The sequence below is a fragment of the Streptomyces sp. NBC_01635 genome, assembly GCF_045209715.1.
GTDB lineage: Bacteria > Actinomycetota > Actinomycetes > Streptomycetales > Streptomycetaceae > Streptomyces > Streptomyces hirsutus.
In genome coordinates this window covers 8,798,730-8,819,241 of the sequence record NZ_CP109277.1, presented here as the reverse complement: position 1 = coordinate 8,819,241, position 20,512 = coordinate 8,798,730, and the positions used below count along the sequence as shown (strand labels likewise).

Annotated in this window: 24 protein-coding genes; 11 read left to right on the top strand and 13 right to left on the bottom strand. The window is 70.6% G+C overall.

Features of this window, described 5'->3' with window-relative positions; genetic code table 11:
- Positions 1–332 precede the first annotated feature (332 nt).
- Together OHB56_RS40155 and OHB56_RS40150 are read left to right on the top strand one after the other, a co-directional pair.
- Positions 333–962, top strand: a complete 630-nt coding sequence (locus OHB56_RS40155; protein ID WP_326750845.1) for a hypothetical protein — start codon at positions 333–335, stop codon at positions 960–962.
- Between the two features lie 440 nt (positions 963–1,402).
- Positions 1,403–2,302 (top strand): GNAT family N-acetyltransferase, encoded by a 900-nt coding sequence (locus OHB56_RS40150; RefSeq protein ID WP_406358826.1) that lies wholly within the window; start codon positions 1,403–1,405, stop codon positions 2,300–2,302.
- A gap of 138 nt (positions 2,303–2,440) precedes the next feature.
- Here OHB56_RS40150 and OHB56_RS40145 read toward each other — a convergent pair whose 3' ends face one another.
- Entirely contained in the window at positions 2,441–2,680 is a 240-nt protein-coding gene (locus OHB56_RS40145) for a GyrI-like domain-containing protein (RefSeq protein WP_406358825.1), read from the bottom strand.
- Positions 2,681–2,796: 116 nt separating this feature from the next.
- Between OHB56_RS40145 and OHB56_RS40140 the strand changes: the two genes are divergently transcribed.
- The gene (locus OHB56_RS40140; RefSeq protein WP_406358823.1) at positions 2,797–3,270 is read left to right on the top strand and encodes a hypothetical protein; all 474 of its coding nucleotides are present in this window, start codon (positions 2,797–2,799) and stop codon (positions 3,268–3,270) included.
- Between the two features lie 402 nt (positions 3,271–3,672).
- On the opposite strand, the gene OHB56_RS40135 is transcribed toward OHB56_RS40140, so the two are convergent.
- The 4 genes from OHB56_RS40135 to OHB56_RS40120 form a co-directional block, all read right to left on the bottom strand.
- On the bottom strand, positions 3,673–4,164 hold the full coding sequence (locus tag OHB56_RS40135; RefSeq protein ID WP_055597981.1) for an RNA polymerase sigma factor: 492 nt from the start codon (positions 4,162–4,164) through the stop codon (positions 3,673–3,675).
- 102 nt (positions 4,165–4,266) lie between these two features.
- A complete protein-coding gene (locus tag OHB56_RS40130; RefSeq protein ID WP_326750849.1) occupies positions 4,267–4,881 on the bottom strand; it encodes a class F sortase in 615 nt (204 codons plus the stop codon).
- Positions 4,878–5,225, bottom strand: coding sequence for a sortase-dependent protein (locus OHB56_RS40125; protein ID WP_326750850.1), 348 nt, complete (start codon positions 5,223–5,225; stop codon positions 4,878–4,880). Before OHB56_RS40125 ends, OHB56_RS40130 begins: the two co-directional genes overlap by 4 nt.
- A gap of 406 nt (positions 5,226–5,631) precedes the next feature.
- Positions 5,632–6,357: a VOC family protein gene (locus tag OHB56_RS40120; RefSeq protein WP_406358820.1), complete on the bottom strand. Its 726-nt coding sequence runs from the start codon at positions 6,355–6,357 to the stop codon at positions 5,632–5,634.
- A 454-nt stretch (positions 6,358–6,811) separates the two neighbouring features.
- On the opposite strand from OHB56_RS40120, the gene OHB56_RS40115 reads away from it, so the two are divergent.
- From OHB56_RS40115 to OHB56_RS40105, 3 genes are all read left to right on the top strand, one after another.
- Complete coding sequence (locus OHB56_RS40115; protein ID WP_406358819.1) at positions 6,812–7,234, top strand: DUF6003 family protein; 423 nt, start codon at positions 6,812–6,814, stop codon at positions 7,232–7,234.
- A gap of 241 nt (positions 7,235–7,475) precedes the next feature.
- Entirely contained in the window at positions 7,476–8,348 is an 873-nt protein-coding gene (locus OHB56_RS40110; protein WP_326750853.1) for a hypothetical protein, read from the top strand.
- A 26-nt stretch (positions 8,349–8,374) separates the two neighbouring features.
- On the top strand, positions 8,375–8,782 hold the full coding sequence (locus OHB56_RS40105; RefSeq protein WP_326750854.1) for a DUF4190 domain-containing protein: 408 nt from the start codon (positions 8,375–8,377) through the stop codon (positions 8,780–8,782).
- A 176-nt stretch (positions 8,783–8,958) separates the two neighbouring features.
- Here OHB56_RS40105 and ykgO read toward each other — a convergent pair whose 3' ends face one another.
- The 3 genes from ykgO to OHB56_RS40090 form a co-directional block, all read right to left on the bottom strand.
- Entirely contained in the window at positions 8,959–9,081 is a 123-nt protein-coding gene (gene ykgO, locus OHB56_RS40100; protein ID WP_055597988.1) for a type B 50S ribosomal protein L36, read from the bottom strand.
- A gap of 88 nt (positions 9,082–9,169) precedes the next feature.
- Positions 9,170–9,334 (bottom strand): 50S ribosomal protein L33, encoded by a 165-nt coding sequence (gene rpmG, locus OHB56_RS40095; protein ID WP_055597989.1) that lies wholly within the window; start codon positions 9,332–9,334, stop codon positions 9,170–9,172.
- 274 nt (positions 9,335–9,608) lie between these two features.
- Positions 9,609–10,052 carry a hypothetical protein gene (locus OHB56_RS40090; protein WP_326750855.1) on the bottom strand — a complete coding sequence of 148 codons (444 nt, stop codon included), beginning with the start codon at positions 10,050–10,052 and terminating at the stop codon, positions 9,609–9,611.
- 452 nt (positions 10,053–10,504) lie between these two features.
- Between OHB56_RS40090 and OHB56_RS40085 the strand changes: the two genes are divergently transcribed.
- Complete coding sequence (locus OHB56_RS40085) at positions 10,505–10,963, top strand: DoxX family protein (protein WP_406358816.1); 459 nt, start codon at positions 10,505–10,507, stop codon at positions 10,961–10,963.
- A gap of 497 nt (positions 10,964–11,460) precedes the next feature.
- Here the strand turns inward: OHB56_RS40085 and OHB56_RS40080 are convergent, their stop codons facing one another.
- Positions 11,461–11,652, bottom strand: coding sequence for a hypothetical protein (locus tag OHB56_RS40080; RefSeq protein WP_406358814.1), 192 nt, complete (start codon positions 11,650–11,652; stop codon positions 11,461–11,463).
- On the opposite strand from OHB56_RS40080, the gene OHB56_RS40075 reads away from it, so the two are divergent.
- Complete coding sequence (locus OHB56_RS40075; protein ID WP_055626451.1) at positions 11,642–11,974, top strand: putative quinol monooxygenase; 333 nt, start codon at positions 11,642–11,644, stop codon at positions 11,972–11,974. The genes OHB56_RS40080 and OHB56_RS40075 overlap by 11 nt on opposite strands.
- 98 nt (positions 11,975–12,072) lie before the next feature.
- Here the strand turns inward: OHB56_RS40075 and OHB56_RS40070 are convergent, their stop codons facing one another.
- Positions 12,073–12,951 carry an endonuclease/exonuclease/phosphatase family protein gene (locus OHB56_RS40070; RefSeq protein ID WP_326750857.1) on the bottom strand — a complete coding sequence of 293 codons (879 nt, stop codon included), beginning with the start codon at positions 12,949–12,951 and terminating at the stop codon, positions 12,073–12,075.
- 391 nt (positions 12,952–13,342) lie between these two features.
- Here OHB56_RS40070 and OHB56_RS40065 point away from each other — a divergent pair, with 391 nt between their 5' ends.
- Complete coding sequence (locus OHB56_RS40065) at positions 13,343–14,161, top strand: SAM-dependent methyltransferase (protein ID WP_326750858.1); 819 nt, start codon at positions 13,343–13,345, stop codon at positions 14,159–14,161.
- Between the two features lie 42 nt (positions 14,162–14,203).
- Here OHB56_RS40065 and OHB56_RS40060 read toward each other — a convergent pair whose 3' ends face one another.
- From OHB56_RS40060 to OHB56_RS40050, 3 genes are all read right to left on the bottom strand, one after another.
- Positions 14,204–15,307 (bottom strand): P1 family peptidase, encoded by a 1,104-nt coding sequence (locus OHB56_RS40060; protein ID WP_406358812.1) that lies wholly within the window; start codon positions 15,305–15,307, stop codon positions 14,204–14,206.
- A 69-nt stretch (positions 15,308–15,376) separates the two neighbouring features.
- Positions 15,377–16,267, bottom strand: coding sequence for a DMT family transporter (locus OHB56_RS40055; RefSeq protein ID WP_406359309.1), 891 nt, complete (start codon positions 16,265–16,267; stop codon positions 15,377–15,379).
- 197 nt (positions 16,268–16,464) lie between these two features.
- Positions 16,465–17,655 carry an MFS transporter gene (locus OHB56_RS40050; RefSeq protein ID WP_406358810.1) on the bottom strand — a complete coding sequence of 397 codons (1,191 nt, stop codon included), beginning with the start codon at positions 17,653–17,655 and terminating at the stop codon, positions 16,465–16,467.
- 494 nt (positions 17,656–18,149) lie between these two features.
- Here OHB56_RS40050 and OHB56_RS40045 point away from each other — a divergent pair, with 494 nt between their 5' ends.
- On the top strand, positions 18,150–19,262 hold the full coding sequence (locus tag OHB56_RS40045) for an NDMA-dependent alcohol dehydrogenase (protein ID WP_406358809.1): 1,113 nt from the start codon (positions 18,150–18,152) through the stop codon (positions 19,260–19,262).
- A gap of 26 nt (positions 19,263–19,288) precedes the next feature.
- A complete protein-coding gene (locus OHB56_RS40040; protein WP_406358807.1) occupies positions 19,289–20,506 on the top strand; it encodes a cytochrome P450 in 1,218 nt (405 codons plus the stop codon).
- Positions 20,507–20,512: the final 6 nt, after the last annotated feature.

Below are 20,512 nucleotides of genomic sequence, written 5' to 3'. Positions count from 1 at the left end.
GTGGTCTCTCGCAGCACGCACTCCCCCACTGCGCCGTGACAGCCGAGAGGCTACGCACGGCCGAGGCGGCAACCCCCTGCTCCGGCCCGTGCGTTCTCCCGTCCTGACGCGTCATGCCGTGTCCGGTTCGGGATGTCCCACTCCGTGAAGGAGCGGCTCACGCAAGGACGAGCAGCAAGCGTCCAACTCACATAAGGAATTGCTCACGAAGCAGAGAGATGTCTACTCGCCAGTATCATCACTGCACAGGACTCCCGCAGCCGGAGCATCCGTCCCGGCCCTGCTCTGCCACTGACCAGGGCTTGCCCCGGCAACGAAACAAGGAGGAGCGCATGTCCCACAGCACAACTTCACTCACCGGATTGACGTCGCAGTACGCCAAGCAGGTAGCCGGCGACCTCGAACACAATGCCAAGGAGCAAGAACGCATCACCACGGAAATCACCGCGTTGCAGCAGCAGTTGGCTTCCCTGCAGCAGGACCACACCATTCTGGTGAGCATGCAGCAGGCCCTCGGCATCGCAGCGACGACGCCAAAGCCCGCGGACAACGACAACACTACGGTGCCCTCCCCCCGGAAGAAGACCCCTGCTGAGCCTCGAAAGCAGACGAGGAAGGCCACGGCCGAACAGCCGACGGACAAAAAGCCGGCCGCCGGCAAGCGCACCGCCGGGAATACTGCCCGGAAGACGGTTCAGCCCACGCTGGTCGAACTCGTCGGCCGCCACCTGACCGAACAGAGCGAACCGCGCTCAGCAGCGGAAATCTCCACGGCACTCAGCCAGTCCCACCCCGACCGCGGCATCAAGACCACCGTCGTGCGCACCACCCTCGAGAATCTCGTCGCCAGGAGCCAGGCTCAGCGCACCAAGCAAGGAAACTCCGTCTTCTACACCGACACCAACTCCCCCGAGCCCACGCCGACGCCCGCACCCGCGACCGGATCCGAACCAGCTGAATGACAGGGCGTCCGATGACGGATCGAGCGCCCAGTGGGCCTGCGCTTCTCGCAGCGCCAAAGGTCCGGGCCACGCGGGCCACGCGGTACTCGTCACGGTCGGCAAGCGGCAGACAAGTGCGCTTCCCCGCCCTCACCGAACGGCTCGGGCTCTCACGCGGTGCGGACATCGTCCAGCAGCAAACTCCCTGTGAATGCAGAGCCCTGAGGGAGTGTCAGCACTGGATCGGTTCCCACTCCCACGAGGCGGCGTTCCGGCTGTGCGTTCCGGCTACGCACACCAGCCGCGCACAGCAGCCGCAGCCGCAGCTGTTCGCACAGGTGGATCCCAGATCACCGTGAAGGCCTCGCGGGGGCAGGGCGCCGGCACACGCCCGGCAGGCCCCGCCGGGCATGAGAGGAATCCTCTCGACGTCGCCAGAATCCTCTGACTGACATCAGAGAATGGATGCAGCGCAAATCGACCAGGTGCGGCAGTTCAACCGCACCGTCACCGAACGTGTGGGTGTGCTTCACGGTCAGTACCTGGGCCGCGACCGGCCCATCGGTGAGGCCCGGCTGCTCTGGGAGATCGGCGAGCAGGGCCAGGACGTACGGCGGCTGCGCGAGCGCCTGGGACTCGACTCCGGATACGTCAGCCGGCTGCTGCGCTCCCTCGAGGCCGACGGCCTGGTGGGCGTCGAGCCGCACCCCCGGGACAGGCGGGTGCGCACCGTCCGGCTCACCGACGCGGGCCGCGCCGAGCGTGCCGAACTCGGCCGTCGGAGCGACGACCTGGCCGGCTGCCTCCTGGAACCGCTCAACAGCACCCAGCGCGCCCGGCTGGTCGCCGCCATGGCCGAGGTCGACCGGTTGCTGAGCGCCGCGACGGTCACCCTGGACGTCGTGGCCCCGGACCACCCCGACGCCGAGCACTGTCTGCTGTCCTACTTCGCCGAACTGCGGGAACGCTTCGAGACCGGCTTCGACCCCGCACGGAGCCTGCTGCCCGACGCCACGGAACTTTCCCCGCCGCAGGGCCTGTTCCTCATCGCCCGCCTGCACGGCAAGCCCGTCGGCTGCGCCGGCCTGAAGCTGCCGCCCGGGGCACCGGCGGAGGTCAAGCGCATGTGGGTCGCACCCCACGCCCGGGGTCTCGGTCTCGGCCGCCGGCTGCTGGCCGAGTTGGAGGCGACAGCCTCCCGGCACGGCCGCGAGGTCATGCGCCTGGACACCAACACAGTCCTCGACGCCGCGATCGGACTGTACCGCTCCTGCGGTTTCCAGGAGGTTGCCGCCTTCAACGACGAGTCGTACGCCCAGCGCTGGTTCGAGAAGCGGCTCATCGCACCCTCGGCAGGATGACGGCGCGGGTCACGGGCAAGAGGTGCGCGTCCTGTACTCCGACACCGGGCCGCGCCCCGTGGTGGTAGTGGTGTACGTCTACGTCCCGAACCTCTCCAGGGATCTCGTGCCTGCCCCGGGCTGGTCCTCCGTGTCCTTCTACACACTTGATCGATCGGTCTCGGGGGCTACCAGCCAGGCGACGAGAGTGCGCCAATGCTCGGGGACGTCCGTGTCGCGCGGCCCGATGAGATGTACGTCTTCGACGTAGTCCTGGGAGCGAAAGCCGCTCCGGCCCGCGTAGGAGCCCGCCGCGGCGTAGGCGAGGTCGAGGTCGTCGTGCGGGCCGGTGTGGGTGGTGACGGCGGCCGTCCGCTCGGGCAGCCGGAGTTCCCGCACGGTGGCCGGCGCTCCGGGGGCAGCGGCATTTCGGCGGGGAGGTAGACGGTGGCACGGCCATGGCCCTCTGTGAAGAGCGTGTGCTGGTAGCGGCCGCCCGGTGGGAGCACGGGGCGTTGACCGACCACCGCGTCCAGTTCTTCCATCGCGGTGTCGTACCAGCCCAGGCCGGCTCCGGGCGGAACGTCGCGGGACACGGCGAGCACGCGCTGAGCCGGCAGGACTTCGATGCTCACCGTTCGCGCAGTCACCGGGTCGAGGAGTTCACGGAGCGCCTCGACCGCCCGCTGGGTGCGGCCGAGCCGGTCCTCGAGCCGACGGAGATGAGCTGCGACGATCTCCTGCGCCGCGCTGCGGCTTTCCGCCCCCTCGCCGGCGGATTCGGCGGGCTCCTTCTGCCCCAGGTGCGCCTCCGGACCGAACTCCTGGGCCGATGTCCCATTCCGGTACATGAGTTTCTCGACGCCGGGCAACTTGAAGTCGAAATCTCGGAAGACGGCCGTGGTGGGCAGGTCCATCACGCCGGCGTGGCGACGGGCCCGGGTGTCATCTGCCCGGTTCCGGCAGACGGGCCCGCCCCGCCGCGCTAGGGCGAGGCCGTCACCGGTGGTGCGCTGGGCGCGGCGGTGGGTCGGGGCGTCGGGGCGTCGGGGCCGTCGGTCCGGGCCTCTTCGCTGGGACTAGGGCTGGCGGGCCGGGGTGTTGCCGACGGATCGGGCGTGGGCGAGGGGCTGCTCGCGGGAGGCGGGGCGAGGGGGACGGCGGGGGGCACGGGCTTGTCGGACGTCGCCGGCTGGAGCGGCTGGGCGACGAGGGCGATGAGGACGGCGACGGCGCACGACACACCGACTCCGACCGCGGCGTGGACCCGCCGACGGCGCGCCGCGGCGCGGCGGATCTCCTCGTACCGGCCGGGGGGCGGGCCTAGGTAGTCGGAGGCCGGCCGCAGGATGACGGCGAGGGGATCGTCGGGTTCGAAGTCCGGACCATCGTCAGAGTGTGTGATCAAGGCTTCTCCCCAGGTGGGCGCGGAGCAGTTCGCGGGCCGCGTGGAGGTCTGCCTTGACGGTTCCTTCCTTGCGCCCGGTCACCACGGAGACCTCCCGGATCGGCATGTCGGCGTAATAGTGCAGCAGGATCGGGACGCGCAGTCGTTCCGGCAGCGACTGCACGAGCAAGCGTACGGACGGGTCGGCGGGTTCGCTGTGCGGACGGACGGCGGCTTCCGCGGTGACACGGTGTACCGCTCTGCGTTCGCGCTCCAGTTTGCGCCAGTGGTCCCGGACGAGGTTGGCCGCGGTGACGTAGAGGAAGCCCCGCGGTTCCGTCACGGAGGTCCAGCGGGCCCACAGCCGGGTGAACGCCTCCGAGGCGATCTCGTGGGCCGTCTCGTCGTCGTCGACCAGCCGGCGGCACCAGCCGGCGAGACGCGGGTAGAGGGCGGCGAACAGCTCGGACGCTGCCTTCTCGCGGGACCGTTTCAATGCTCTCCATGGTCGTGGTGGTACCGATGACGGGGTGCCACTCGCGGAAAGGGGCCCGGGCCGCCGGCACACAGTCCGCCGGCCCGGGACCCTTGTGGCGGATCAGGGACTCGCCGAGCTCAGCGCGGCGAAGACGATCACGTTGTCGCGGTACTCCTCACCGGTGCGCGGGCCGCCGCACGTGATGAGCCGCAGCTCCGGACGGTCCACGTTTCCGTAGACCGCGTCCGTCGGGAAGTCCGCCTTGGCGACCGTCCGGATCGAGTCGACGGCGAACACCGCCGCCGTGCCGTTCTCCAGGCGTGCCACGATCCGGTCGCTGCGGCGCAGCCGCGTGAGGTGGCGGAAGACACCCGCCCCGTGGACGCCGACCGTGACGTGTCCGAGGAGCACCGACGGGCCGAGCTGGCCGGGCGTCGGTGAGTGCCGGTACCAGCCCGCCACGTCGTCGGCCGTGAGCGGGGGAACCTGCACGGTGCGGTCCCGGGCCAGCCCCAGCTGCATGACCGGGGTGTCGACTCCGATGGCCGGGATCTCCAAGCCGACGGGGACCGAACGCCCAAGGGCGCGCGTCGCCTTGGCGGGAGGCCGCGAAGACGGTGACGTGCTCTCCCGGCGTTCGGCCGTGGCCCGGCCGGTCCGGTCGCCGCCACCGCAGCCGACGAGCAACGAGGCCGTCGCCGCGGTGACGAACGCGCGCCTGGAGGGCGACGTCATGCCCCGGTCGCCCGCCGGCGGCGTACGAGGAACACCGCCGCGCCCCCGGCGGCGAGCACCGCGGTGGCACCCCCGCCGATCAGCCCGGCCTCGGCTCCGGACTGCGCCGACTCCGGTGCCGCACCGGTGTCGGGCGCTCCGCTCGGAACGACGGAGACCCCGCCCGTGCTCCCCTCCTCGGCCGGTGCCGGAGCCGGCTCCGGGTACTCGGTCGGCGCCGGTGACGCGCTCGGGGTCGCTGTGGCCTCGGCGACGGGAGTCGGGTCGTCGGCGAACGCGGGTACCGCGCTCGCCAACACGGCGGTGCACGCGAGTGCCGCGGCGCTGAAAACGGTTCGGCGCATGGAACGCTCTCTTTCATCGGTTCGCCCGCACGGTGACCCGGCGGGCTCAGTCATGAATCGTGCGGAGAGACGAGGCAGCGGCAGCGCGGGTTGCAAAGAGAAGGCAAAGTCCTGTGGTGCGATGCGACCGTGCGGTGTAAGTCGATGGTGCAGGAGGGCCCCTCCGGGGCCGCTTCCCGGGCGTCGACGAGTTCCGCCGACCCTGCGGGCCCGGGTCCTGCCCCCGTGCGAGCCGCACGCAGGTGTCCACTGCGAGGGGCTGGCAACGAAGTCGCGGACCGCTGGGGCGCAGTGGCGAAGGAGAAGCGGGGAAGCCACTGCCTTCCCCGCGCGAAGTCTCCCCATCGGGAGGGCCGGGACCACCCGGCCCGGCCAGGATTGCCTCCGAAGCGGTAGCCATTCTTCTTCAGTCCCGGGGCGTCAGCACACAGAACTCATGGCCGTCGGGATCGGCCATCACCACCCGGCCGACGTCGTCCCGGCCGACGTCGATGCGCGTCGCCCCGAGGGAGACGAGACGGTCGACCTCTGCCTGCTGATCACCGTGGGCGAGTGGGGCAAGGTCGAAGTGCAGCCGGTTCTTCCCGGTCTTCGGCATCAGCGGTGGCCCACCCCACGTGACCTTCGGGCCGCCTCGCGGTGAGCGGATCGCGGTCTCCTGGTCCTGGTCCCAGACCAATGGCCAGCCCAGGGCCCGGCTCCAGAAGTACCCGACCTCCTGTGAACCGTCGCATGCGAGTGCTCCGATGAATCCGCAGTCGGCGAGGAAGCTGTTGCCCGGTTCGATGACACAGAACTCGTTGCCTTCGGGGTCGGCGAGCACCACATGCCCCTCCTCGGGGCGTTGACCGATGTCGATGTGGCGGGCGCCGAGCCCGAGTGCCCTTTCCACCACCTGCTGCTGGTCGTCGGGGGACGTGCTCGTCAGGTCGAAGTGCATCTGGTTCTGGCCCGACTTCTGTTCCCGGGTCGGGAGGAACCGGATCCGGAACCCGGTGTCGTCGTTCGGCAGGAGAGTGGGCCCGCCGTCGGATTCGTCGGCCGTCTTCCGGCCCAGGACGCCGGCCCAGAAGTGCGAGAGGCCGAGGGGATCGTTCGCATCGAAGCAGAGGGCATGGAGCCGAGACGTCATTTCCCGCATCTCCGATCCGCCGCGTCACTGCCCCCACCTGCCGCTCGGGGAGTGGGGCAGTCCGCCGGCAACAGGGCCTCGTCCAGGTCGTGAAGGGAGCCTGCCTGTGCGGCGTCACCCGGTCAACTCGTTTTCTCCCGCTCGCCGCCGTCGCCACAGCCCTCCGTGGACAGGAGCCGTGCGAGCCGGTCGGTACGAGGTCGGCGGACCGTGGCCGGGAGGTGCGTCTGCTGGTACAGGGCGTCGCATCCGCGGAAGCCGCCCGAGCGACCGCCGACCGGATGGCGGACCTGCAGGGGCCGGCCGGCCCCGTCCTCGACAACGCGGGTGTTCGACCATCCGCCGCGCGGCAGGGGTGGACGGCCGACGGCCGGTCGGGAGCGGTAGTGAGACGGCCGATGGGGGGTATAGGGGGTGCCGTCAGGACAAGAACTTCTCCCGTAAGGAACCGAGGATGACCGATGACGCCTACCTCGTCCTGCTGAACGGCACGGCCGTGACGCTCGGCGTGCCCCCCGCGGCCGTCGGGGAACTGGCCTGTATGGAGACCCCTGCGGTCCGGGCGTGGCTGCAAGCGCAGGGTGTCACCGTGACGTCCCCCGGCCTCCGGCTGCTGCCGCCCGAGGAGACGGCAGCCCTTCCCGACGACGTCGAGCGGCTGCCCGTCCCCCTCGGGGAGGAGGAGTTGAGCCGCGTACGCCGCCGTACCGCGCCGCACAACGTCGCCCGGCTGGAGGAGGAACTGCTGGCCTACCGTTCCTCCGCGGACGGCAGGGACGCGCTGCTCGTCCGTGCCCTGGCAGCCGGGATGTCGGCGCACCGCATCGCGGAACTGACCGGTGAAGACCTGGCCGCTGTCAAGGCGTTGGCGCACTGACGCCTCCCCCGCCGGGCCGTGGCCGTGACTGGGCCCCCGCCGACGGTGACGCGCCGCGAGCCCCGGTGGCCCACCCTCCGGCCGCCGCGGCCGTGCCCGGGTTCCCTCGGATCGACGGAGACGGTGACGCAACGTCAAATTCCAGCCTCCGCAAGTGTTTTCGCTGCAAACAGGGGCAGTCGGGACACCATGCCGGTACCGCGGTGGGCCGGCGCACCGCACCTGAGAGGAGACACATCACATGGTCGGGCCAGGCGGCAGCATCCGGGTGGGTACGGCGACCGTGGCCGGTGTTCTGGTCGGCACCGTGCTGGTCGGTTGCGGCAATGACGGCGACTCCGCGGAAGAGAAGGGCCCGTCGGCGGGAAAGGAGACGTCCAGCGCTCGGGAGCAGGGCACGGAGGCCGTCCGTTCCGCCTACGACAAGACGGCCGAGCAGGAGACCGCGCGGGTGAAGCTGCGCGTGCGGACTTCGGCCGACGGCACCTCGGTGACGGTGAACGGCCGGGGAACCGTCGACCTGGAGGGCGGTGACAGCGTCATGACCCTCAGCGCCCAGGGCGAGCGCATCGAACAGCGGCTCGTCGATCAGGTGCTCTACCAGAGGCTTCCCCGAAGCGAGGCCCCGGGCGGCAAGCCGTGGATCAAGATCGATGTGCAGAAGGTGGCCGAGCGCCGGGGAGTCGGGGACCAGTCCGTGAACGATCCCGCCCAAGCAGCCGCGTTCGCCAAAGCGATCGACGACAAGGATGTCACCCGCGAGGGCACCGCCAAGGTCGGCGGGGTGAACACCACCCACTACCGGGTCGCCGTCGATGTCGCCGAACTCCCCAACGGCGCCACTCTGCGGCGACAGCTCGGTCCGACGCTGCCGATGGGCGTGTGGCTCGACGACGACGGCCGCATCCGGCGGCAGCAGATCGACATGACGCTCAAGGCCCCCGCGGAGGACGGCGCCACGGACCGGACCTCGTCGTCTCCCCAGTCGGCGAAGGTGCGCACCGTCATGGAGTTCAGTGACTTCGGTACGGACGTGAAGGCGGAGGCACCGCCGTCCCGGCAGGTCACCGACCTGACCCAGAAGGCCCTCGAACGTGGGCAGACACAGAACTGATCCGTCTCGTACCGGAGGTAGCGACCATGACATCGACGCAAGGACCCCACGGGGGATGGCAGAGCGGGCCCGCCGGTCCGGGTGAACGCCGCAACGGGTTCGGTATCGCGGCTCTCGTTCTGGGACTGGTCGGCGCCGTATTGTTCTGGACCGTGTTCGGCGGGATCGTGCTCGGTCTGCTGGCGCTGGTCTTCGGAGTGCTCGGCTACCGGCGCAAGAAACGCGGCGTGGCCACCAACGGAACGATGTCCGTGATCGGCGCGGTGATCGGCGCGCTCGTACTCATCACCTCCTCGGTGCTCCTGGCGGTGGGCGCGGCCGTGTTCAACAGCGACGAATTCAAGAACTACACCGACTGTGTCGAGCACGCCGACACCGAAGCCGACCGGCAGCAGTGCGCGAAGGACTTCGACCGGGACGTCGACAACCGGTGAGCACCGGCGACCGGGGCCGGGACGGGATCCTCCGGGAAGTGCGGGCCTGCTTCGACGACGCCGCGTGAGCACCGGTCGACCACTGGCCGGCCTCTCGCCCCACTCCCCCGCCGGCCCACCGGACGGCCCGGCACCGCGAGCGCGGCGCCGGGCCGTCCGGTGGGCGAAGCGGCTCGTCAGCCCTGGCGGGCCTTGAAACGCGGATCCTTCTTGTTGATCACGAACGTCACGCCGCGCCGGCGCACCACCTGGGCGCCCGGCTTGGCCTTCAACGCGCGCAAGGACTTGCGTACCTTCATCACGGTCTCCTTCCGCGGGGTCGAACAAGGGGGGCCACCGTCGGTTTCCCCCTCGGGGGCCTCCGCCGCGGGGCGACGGAGGCAGGTGTCATCGTTCTTCGCGGAAGAGGACGTGCTCACCGGCGACCGGGTCGTACTTCCGCAGGACCAGCCGGTCGGGGTCGTTCAGACGGTTCTTGCGGGTCACGTAGGTGACTCCCGTGCCCACCGTCGACTTCAGCTTGACGACCGGCCGCGCAGTGCTGCGTGCCATGAGGTGCTCCTTTCGCCCTCACCCGAGCCATTGAATCAGGCATGTCAGACGTAAGGGACAACGGCATCGGTGGGCGCCGTATTCCGCATCCCGCTCTCAGTGGGTCGGGACCGCCGCCCGCTCCGCGCCCGGCGCCTCGCCGGGCGGGCCGAAGCCATGCGCAAGAGATCATGGAGAGCGGTCGCCTGCGCGGCGAAAGGCTCTGCGGGGCTTCAGCCGGACGATCACCCCTGCAGGCCGTCCGCGGGGCCCGGGGGCACCGTGCCGAGCAGGGTCAGGTGGCGGGGCGGGCAGTGTGGTCGGGGTGGTGCCGGGTACGGCGGGCCTCCTTCATCTCCGCCTCGTACAGGTGGTCGCGCCCCTCGGCCAGCTCCTGCCGGATCTCCTGCTCGATCTGTTGAAAGGGCCGGTAGTACGTGGCGTTGTACGCCTCGACGATCTGGAAGGTCCAGTGACCCGGAATCACGTTGCGGCCGAGGATCTCGCGCTCCACCCGGTCGGCCTGCTCTTCGTGGCCGGCCTCACGGAGCAGACGCACCGCGTCGTCGAGAGTGAGGTCGGCACTGCCGGTCAGCTGATGGAACGTGTAGAGCGCGCCACGGGCCCGCTCGGCGGTTTCCAGGGCTTTCGACAACCTGCCCAGGGCTTCGACCGTCGTGTCGGACACGCCGTCCGGGCGGCGGTGCTCAGGGTCCGGGTGCTGTGCGTCGGTGTTCATACGAAGACGGATTCCCCAAGGAGAGCCGGGAAGGCTACGCCGACCGGACCGCAGCCTGTCTCCGGGAGCACGAACGCCGCGGTGAAGAGGACGACACCCTGCTCGGCGCCCGGCCGGTCACCGGGGCAGGACCGGCCCTCGGCGGCGTCGCATCGCACCGGGCCGCCAGGCGCTTCTGGTGCCGGTCCACCACCGCACCGGCCAGGGTCGAGAGGCATTGCAAGGAGGCTCACGGCCCCGTCAGCAGTTCGGACGACAAGCCCGCGTCCTCGTCTCGAGACCTGGGGCGATTCTGCCTTCAGGGAAACGGAACGTGATGACTTGCGAGAACCTCGTGACACGCCTGAACCCGCTGGGCCGCGCATGCGTAGGAAGGACGGGAGAACACGCACGCCCGCATACCGCGGAACCCGAAGCACCCGACACGCAGCGACCTCTTCAAGGAGTGCCCGATGAGCACCACACGCATCAGCGACCGGCTGACGAGCCGCCAGCCCCTCGTACTGGGCCTGTTCCGTATGGTCCTGGGTCTGCTGTTCACCAGTGAGGGCGCCGCTACGGTCTTCGGGGTGCTGGACCGAACGGCCAGCCCGGTGGGCGACTGGCCGTTCTGGTACGCCGGGGTGATCGAGCTGACGTGTGGCGTCCTGATCCTCCTGGGAGTCACGACGCGCAGCGCCGCCTTCGTCAGCTCGGGCATCATGGCCTTCGCCTACTTCACCGAGCACCAGAAGGACGGCCTGTTCCCGCTGCAGAACGGCGGCCTCGCCCCTGCGCTCTTCTGCTGGGGATTCCTGCTCATCGTGTTCTTCGGACCGGGCGCCCTGTCCCTGTCGGGCCTCGTAGACCGGGGGGAGACCGGCGTCCGGCCGTCCGCTCGTCCAAAGCCCGAGCAGCGGGTGGGCGAGTAGGCGGCGCCGGGACGAAAACGTCCGGCACCGGATCTCCGCGCCGCAACCGATCCCGCTGCTCCGCCAACGCGGCGACGACCGGATCGAGGCCGCTCTGCGGCGCCCACGCGTGGTGGGTGCCGCCCGCCGGCCGGTCCGGCGGAACCGTCTCACCGAGCATCCTGCCGAGCCCTCTGCGGCGAGTTCCACTCCGCCGGTCACGCCGGCTCGGCTTCCACCTGGACGATGTCGGCCCGGCGCTGCGACGCCTCCTCGAACTCACCGGCACCTCCACGTACCTGACCACCCCCGGGCAGGCCGGCCCGACTGCCGAGAGCCGTCACCACCTGACCTGACCCGGGGGGACTGCCGATCGCCCGCCCGGCACCGGTGTGCCGTGGCGACGCACCACGCCCAGCCCCCGAGCCCGCACCGCGCCGCTCCGCGGACCAGCGGTGGACCGGACGGCATCCGGACATCGCGGATCCGAGGCACGCTCCGCGTCGGCCGGGAGCAGGTCACCGCGGTCCGCCGGGTCGGGTCCGTGCCTTGGCCACGACCGTGTTCCGGCCGGCCTCAGCGATGCGGAACCGGTCCCGGATGGCGATGTGACAGGCCCTGTGGCAGTGTTCGCGCCGGTGCGCGGAGAGCGCCACGACAGAGGGCGCGTCCGCGCCGGAGAACGACGAGGGAGACAGGATGATCTTCATCACCGCCAAGTTTCGGGTGCGCCCCGAGTATGCCGACGAGTGGCCGAAGATCGCCGCGGACTTCACCTCGGCCACCCGGGCCGAACCCGGCTGTCTGTGGTTCGACTGGTCCCGCAGCGTCGAGGACCCGACGGAGTACGTCCTGGTCGAGGCCTTCCGCGACGACGAGGCGGGGGCGGCCCATGTGCACTCCGAGCATTTCAGGACCGCGCAGCGGACCCTGCCGCCCCACCTGGCCGAGACGCCCCGCATCGTGAACGCGACGGTTCCGCAGGACGACTGGTCGCTTCTGGGTGAGATGAGCGTCTCCGAGCAAAAGTGACGTACCCCCTCGGGGCAGACGTCCGTCGGCAGTCCGCCGTCACCCGGGCGTGCCACCGGGGTGTCTCCGGTGCGGTGCCGTCCCCGGTTTCGGGCGGTTCAGCGACCGCGTCGGCGGATCCTCAGATCCGTGACCACGGGACGGTGGTCCGACGCCTCCGTCGCCACGGCTTCGGCACCCGCCACGGTGATGTCGGGAGAGACGGCCACCAGGTCGATGCGCTTGACCGGGTCGACCGCCGGATACGTCCCCCCGCCGCCCGGGGCGGCGTCCCGCAACCGCTGCCACAGTGAAGCCAGCTCCGGAGCCGTTGCCTCGGCGTTGAAGTCGCCGACCAGGATCTTCGGTCCGCGGTCGGCGGCCAGCACGTCGAGCATGTCCGCCACCTGGGCCTCACGGACCGACGGGTCGGCCCGGTGGTCCAGGTGCGTGCTGTAGACGTGCACCTGTGCGCCCCTGACGTTGACCGTCACCTCGGCGAATCCGGGCATCGGGGCCGGCACCGGGTCGGGTGTCTGGGTGGAGAGCCGGGTGATCTCGTGGTTCTCGGCCTCGGTGACCGGGTAGCGGCTCAGGACGGCGACACCGTACTGCCGACGCTCTCCGCCCTCGGCTGCCGGGTCCAGATCGTAGATCGGTGCGAAGAACACCCGCATGCCCAGTTTCCCGGCCAGCGCACGGGCCTCGTCGACGAAGTCGCTGCGGTCGCCCCAGTGCACGTCGACCTCCTGGAGGCCGACCACGTCGGCGTCCAGATCGCGGAGGGCCCGCGCGGTGCGGTCGAGGTCGAAGACCCCGTCCTCACCGGCACCGGCGTGGATGTTGTAGGTCGCCACCCTCAGCGGCACCGACGGGGCGTCTGCCCCGGGGACGCCGGCACCCGCGGCGGTCGCCGGCGCCGCCGCGGCGAACAGGACGGCGGCCAGCGCGGCGGTGGCGGCAACGCCGCGGACAGGGCGGGGCAAGCTCTGCTTCATGCCTTCTCCGGATCCGGTGGAGGTGGGGACGCGCAGGAGGGAATCGGGGTCGTACCGAACGGGAACCGTAGCGTGACGGGGCGGAAGACATCCGGGAACGCTCGGGCAGGACGCGGGCCCCGGGAGGGACGAGGCCCGGCCGGCACGACGGATCGTCCGGCAGTACGTCGACACCTGTACCAGGTGGGCAGGTTTCCCTATCGGGTCACCCGGCGCCTCTCCCCCGTCGCGATGTCGAGGTCCCCGTCGTGTCGCCTTCCGGGTGCCGTCGGCCGACGCTCCTCGCGGTGTGCCGATCTCCCGCCCCGCATGGGGTGCTCGCCCTCGCGCCACCCAACTTCTTTGGATAGGTTGCCACTTGGGAACCAACCGTTTCACAGGGGAGCGTCGCATGCCCGAGACCCCCACCACCAGTGAGCCGGACGAAGAGATCAGGACCGATCTGCCGCACACCGCCCGGATCTGGAACTACTGGCTGGGCGGCAAGGACAACTACGTCGTCGATCAGGAGGTGGGAGAGGAGATCCGCAGGCTCCACCCCGGCATCGGCGAGTACGCCCGCGCGGACCGGCGGTTCCTCCACCGTGCGGTGCGGCATCTGGTGACCGAGTGCGGCATACGGCAGTTCCTCGACATCGGCACCGGGCTGCCCACCGCCGACAACACGCACGAGGTCGCCCAGCGGCTCGCCCCCGAGTCCCGTGTCGTCTACGTCGACAACGATCCGATCGTCCTGGCCCATGCGGCGGCCCTGCTGACCAGTTCGCCCGAGGGCCGTACGTCCTACCTCGACGAGGACCTGCGCAACACCGACACGATCCTGGCGCAGGCCGGGAAACTGCTCGACCTCAGCCGTCCCGTGGCACTGGTCCTGCTGGGAGTCGTCATGTTCGTCGAGGACGACGAGGAGGCCCGCGGGATCGTGCGGCGTCTGATGGACGCCCTGCCGACGGGCAGTCACCTCGTGCTGTCGCACACCATCACCCGGCCGGACATGCCCGACGTCGACGCGGCGGTGGCCTTCTGGAACGAGCACGGCACCCCGCGGCTGACCCAACGGCCCCCCGGCGCCGTCGCCGGTTTCTTCGAAGGGCTCCGGCTCCTCGAACCCGGGGTGGTCTCCTGCAACCGCTGGCGCCCCGACCCGGCCCCCGGCGGCGAACCCGCCGGGGAGGTCGCCATGTTCGGCGGCGTGGCGCGCAAGCCGTGATCCCGCACGCCCGGATCCGGGGGCCGCTGCCGGATCCGCCGGTCAGACTGTCGGTGGCGCCGGAGGCGACAGAGGGGGCGGAGGGGCCGTGAGGGCGGCGAGCAGGGCGTCCGCCGGAAGGACCGGCACCGTACGGCCACCCGGGCCGGTGACCGTCGTCGCGGCGAGCAACGAGTTGAGCACCGCTTCCTCGACGCCGTCGAGAACCGCTTCGAACAGCGGCCCCAGATCGGCATCCGCCACGGGAGCGTCCCCGCCCGGCCGCGTGCCGAAAGCCACGGCGTAGTCACCGCTGCCATGGCTGTAGGCCGCGCCCGTGCGGGCCAGGGCGAAGACCGCACGCCGTGCGACGCGGGTGAGCTGACGTGCGTCCAGAGGGGCGTCGGTGGCCACCACGATCATGCAGGAGCCGGTCTCCGCGACCGGGGCCCCACCATCGGTGTCACGGCCCGCGGTGTGACGGTGTGACGGTGTGACGGTGCGGCCGAGCACCCGCAGGGTGCCGCCGAAGTTCGCCTGCACCAGGATGCCCGCGGTGAAGCGCCAGCCGGCCAGATCCAGCGTGCGGGAAGCGGTCCCGATACCGGCCTTGAATCCCAGGGCGACCGTGCCGGTGCCCGCGCCGACACAGCCCTCGGCCACAGGCCCGCCGGATGCCCCGTCGAGGGCCGCCCTCACATGGTCCTCGTGGACGGGCCGGGCTCGGATGTCGGACAGGAAACCGTCGTTGCACTCCCCCACGACGGGGTTGAGGCTTTGCACCTCGTCGCAGCCGGGCCGTTCGAGCATCCAGCCGACGAGGGCGTCGGCGACGCGGAAGGCGGACAGGGTGGAGGTGAGCAGCACCGGTGTCTCCAGCGTGCCGAGTTCGGTGAGCTGCGTCGTGCCGATGAGCTTGCCGTAGCCGTTGCCGGTGAAGACGCCCGCGGGCAGCGGTGTGCGGGGGCCGACGGCGTCGGGCACGACGGCGGTGACTCCACTGTGCACGCCCGGGGGCCGGCGGACGGTGGTGTGGCCGACACGGACGCCCGGCACATCGGTGATCGCGTTGAAGGGGCCGGGAGCGCCCCGTCCGATGACGATGCCGAGGTCACGGGCGCGGCGCCGGGTGCCGTCGGCGGACTGCGGGCGAGCCGGTGGTTCCATACGGCTGCACGGTACCGGTCCCGCCCCGTCCGGCGTCCGTCAGCTCCGTGAGCCGTCCGCATGAACGGCTCACGGAGCCTCGGCGCTGACGGTGGAGCGGTCCTCGCCGGTCAGGGAACGGGCGAGCGGCAGCCTCGAGAGCATCAGCACACCTGCCACGATCAGGGCGACGCCCAGCAGCTGGGGCAGGAGCCACCAGCCCGTTCGCACGGACTCGGAGTAGACCGTGAGCCCGAGGGCCAGGCTCACGCTCGCGTCGCCGAGGGTGATGGCGGGCTGGGACGCGACCAGGGGGCCCGCCTGCATCGCGTTCTCCAGGAGGAACAGCGCCGACGCGCCGAACAGGGCGAAGCCGTAGGTCTGCCAGGTCGTGAGGAACGCGGTGACGCCGCTGTCGTCGAGTGTGTGCACCGATGTCTTCATCAGCGCCGCCGTCATCGCGTACGCGACAGCGGTGGCCAGTCCGAAGCAGGCTGCGCGGGCGCGGCCCTCTGGTCGGCGGAGCGCGGCGAGCACGAGGCAGACGATCACGCCGGCGCAGACGGCGAGTGCGGGGATCCAGCGATCCATGGGCACCTGCGTACGATTTCCCTCGGGTGAGGCGGCGGTCAGGGCGACAGCGAGCCCTGCCACCACGGCGAAGGCGGCCGCCCAGCCGGTGCGGGACAGCCGCGCCCGCAGCACCACCGTGGCGATGGCCAGAGTGAGCGGGAGCTCCAGCACGAACAGTGGCTGAACGATCGTCAACGGCCCTGTGGCAAGCGCCACGGCCTGGCAGACCGCCGCGGTGATCATGGCGACGATGCCGGCGAGCCAGACGGGGCGCCGCAGCAGGTCGAGCATCAACCCGGCCCTCAGCTTGTCGGACCGGGGCACACCAAGGGCCCCCTTGCGCTGGAGGACGGTGGCGAGCGCGTTGCTGGATGCGGCGCCCAGGGCGAACAGGACCGGCAGCAGCATGTCCACGGTGGGGTCCTCCGGGATGACGAGACGGCCCACCCCCAGGCCCTGCCATGGTGCCCCTCGTGCCCCTTCCGCGCGAACACGCAGGGGGCGTGTCGCAGCCCGTACGGCGGCGGCCGTGTGCCCGCCGACCGGCCCGGGGCACGGCGGGTACCGGGGCACGGCGGGCCCGGATGCCACCGCGGTCCCCGCGCTCACGTCCTCGACGGTACCGGTCGCCGGAGAAGGTAGACGGCCGCGGTCACGACCAGGACGGCCATGCACGCGATGAACACCAGCCCCGCGTCCTGCAGGCCGAGGGGACCCGTCAGTACGCCCACGCCGATCACCGGCACCGAAATGCCCGCGTAGGCCACCACGAACAGCATGGAGATGACCCCCGCCCGCTCGTCCGCCGGAGACACCTCCGCCAGCGCGGACAGCGCGCCGCGGAACGACAGTCCCTGGCCGGCGCCGCCGACGATCGCGCTCAGCACCACCAGCGCGAGCAGGTCCCAGTGCAGCGCGCCGGCGAGCAGCACCAGCCCGGAGAGGAGGCCGGCGCAGCCCCACGGCAGTGACCGTGTCGCCCCGACCCGACCGACGGCCAGTTGCCCGGCGGTCGAGGCGAAGAAGGCCAGCGCGACGACCAGACCGCTCAGGGCGCGGTTCTGCACGTTCAGGAACTGCTCGAGGAACGCCGGGCTGACCGACGTGAACACCCCGAACAGCGCGAAACCCACGAACGAGGCGATCGCCGCCGGCCCGAACACCGCCCGCACCTGCGGGGGCAGGCCGGGCCGTCGCGGCCGTGCGGTGCTCAGCGGGCGTCGCTCCCGTACGGTCTCCGGAAGTCTCAGCAGGACAATGGCCGAGCCGGCCACCAGGGCCAGGTGCACGGCGAACGGCAGGTACAGCGGTTCGGCCGCGTACTGGGACAGGACTCCGGCGAGCAGCGGTCCGCATCCCAGCCCGCCCATGTTGGCGGCGGTCGCGACGAATGTGGCGCGAGCGGCGCCGCCGGGCGGTGCCAGCTCCATCACGAACGCCGTGGCGGCCCCGGTGAACAGCCCGGCGGACAGTCCCGACAGCAGTCGCCCCGCGTACAGCCACCCCAGGTCGGCGGCGCTGAGGAAGCAGACGGCGCTCAGGGCGGCGAATCCCAGACCGCACAGCAGCACCGGGCGCCTGCCCACCACGTCCGAGACGTTCCCCGCCAGCAGCAGGACGCCGATGACACCGAAGGCGTACACGGCGTACACGACGGTGACGGTCAGCTCGGAGAACCCGAACTTCTCCTGGTAGAGACCGTAGAGAGGGGTCGGCAGCGTGGTACCGACCATGCACACGGCGAACACCGCACCGCTGAGCACACACGCGCGCCACCCCGGGCGATCACCGGCCATGCCGCCGACGGTAACCCCGTGAGTGCCGCGGTTCCGTACGGCACGCCACCGACTGCCGGGAGAACCGGGAAGGTCTCACCCCGTCTCGGTACCCGTCGCACTGACCGGTAGGTCTCCCGGTCCCGTAGGGCGAGCCACGAGCATTTCACCTTTCACACCTGACAGCGTTCGTTTTCCTGAGGGAGGACATCGGTCCGCCGACGGAACGTCACTCGGCAGCGCCGCGACAGGAGGTGGACCCCGCCCAAGGCGCCTGAACCACCTTCCGATGCCGTGAACCCGCTGGTGGAGAACGTCACTCCCGGGTCGTTGGGGCTTCGAGGGCTCCGCCGCACAGCGCATCACTGCCACCTCCCGACACCCCTCAGCCCGACCCCGGGGACGCACGAGCCTCGCCCCGGGCAGTGATCGATCCGTTTTCGACAGGAGTCTTGACACAATCAACCCAACACTGTGTGATAACCGCCACTGTAGGGCGTGAGAGGGGTCACACCGTGAAATCAAAGGCAGCCATCCTCTGGGAGACCGGCCGGCCGTGGAGCGTCGAGGAGATCGAGCTCGACCCGCCCCAGCAGAACGAGGTCCTCGTACGGATCGAGGCCGCCGGCATGTGCCACTCCGACGATCATGTCCGGGCCGGCGACGGATACGCCGCCCTCCCCACCATCGGCGGGCACGAGGGCGCCGGCGTGATCGAACAGGTCGGCCCCGGCATCGAGCACCTGGCCGTGGGCGACCACGTGGTGTTCTCGTTCCTGCCCGCCTGCGGACGGTGCCGCTGGTGCGCGAGCGGACGGTCGAACCTGTGCGACTACGGGCAGTTCCTGATGGAAGGCTCGATGATCAGCGGCGGGTATCGCGCGCACGCCCGGGGCAAGGACGTCGGCACGCTCTCCCTCGTGGGCACGTTCAGCGAGCGCACCGTCGTGCACGAGACGTCGATCGTGAAGATCGACCAGGACATCCCCTTCGAGGTCGCCTGCCTGCTCGGCTGCGGAGTGCCGACCGGTTGGGGGTCCTCGGTCAACATCGGCAAGGTCCAACCCGGCGAGACCGTCGTGGTGGTGGGGATCGGCGGCATCGGCGCGAACGCGGTCCAGGGCGCTCGGTTGGCCGGCGCGCAGAACATCGTCGCCGTCGACCCCGTGGCCTTCAAGACCGACCAGGCGAAGATCCTCGGCGCCACGCACACCGCCGCCTCCATGGAGGAGGCGATGGGCCTCGTGCAGGACATCACCCGGGGCGTGATGGCCGATGTCGGGGTGAACACCATCGGCGTGGTCGAGGGGTGGATGATCCAGCCGTTCCTCGACCTCGTCTCCAAGGGCGGTCGCGCGGTCCTCACCGGCATGGCCCGCAACGTCGACGACAAGGCGACACTGGGCCTGCAGATGTTCTCGCTGTTCGAGAAGTCCCTGCTCGGCACCGTGTACGGCGGCTGCAACCCGCGCGCCGACATCCCCCGCCTCGCCGACATGTACCGGACCGGAAAGCTCCAGCTCGACGAGCTGGTCACCCGCACCTACTCCCTCGACCAGATCAACGAGGGCTACGCCGACATGCTCGCAGGCAAGAACATCCGCGGCGTGATCGTCAACCAGTTCTGACCCGATCCCGCTGCCCAGGAGGCTCCGTGACGACGACGCACCAAGGCGACAACCAGCAGGACCTCGCCGACGAGAAACACCTCGCCGAACGGCTCAGCCACTTCGACCTCTTCAGCTGGGAGGACCAGCGGGTGAAGTGGGAGCTGTTCGACTACGCCCGGGGACGATGCCCGGTGGCACACACCGATGGAAACGGCGGCTTCTACATCGTCAGCCGCTACGAGGACGTCCGGCGGGTGATGGAGGACTGGGAGACGTTCTCCTCGACCGAGTCACCGCTGGTGCCGACCGGCGTGCCCTCGCTCTGCCCCATCGACGACGACCCGCCCATCCAGTCCGCGGCCCGGCAGTTGCTCAACCCGCTCTTCTCCCGCAAGGCGCTCGCGCCGTACGAGGAGGCGATGCATCAGACCGCGGAGGACCTGATCGACGCGTTCGTCGACCGCGGCTCCGCCGAGATCCTGAACGAGTACGCCGGTCCCTACGTCGGCCGGATGCTGACGAAGGTGATCTTCAACGACCTGACAGACGAGGAGCTGAACGCGGCCCAGGAACTCGCGCTCGCCGTCGCCGAAGGGGCGACGCCGGAACTGTTCGGACAGTTGTTCGTCATGTGCACCGAGTACTTGGAGCGTGCCAAGAAACGCGGGATCACCGGCGACGGTGTGCTCGCCCGCCTCGTGGGCGGCCGCTTCGGCGACCGGCCCATCACCCAGGAGGAGCAAGTCGGCTGCCTGGGCATCCTGGTCCTCGGGGGCCTGGACACCACACGGGCCGCGATCGGCAACATCGCCTACCGGCTCACGCAGCACCCAGGGCTCGAGGACCGGCTGCGGAACCCCGCCTGGGTACGCCGGGACATGGACGAGTTCCTGCGCCTCGACTCCCCCGTCGCCGCGATGGCTCGCGTGGCGACCCGGGACGTCGAGCTCAACGGGGTGCTGATCAAGAAGGGCGAGCGGGTACAGGTCCGGTTCGACTCCGCCAACCGGGACACCGCCAAGTTCCGTGACGCCGACCAGCTGGTCTTCGACGAGGCGCGCAGCGGCCACGCCGCCTTCGGTATGGGTGTCCACCGCTGCGTCGGCTCCAACATGGCCCGCATGCAGATCGAGATCGCCTTCGAGGAGTTGCTGAAGCGGGTCAAGAACATCAGGCTCGCCCCGGCCGCCGATATCAAGTGGGTTCCGGGCCAGAGCAACGCACTCCACACCGTCGACATCGAGTTCGACCGGGTGGGGTGATCGGCC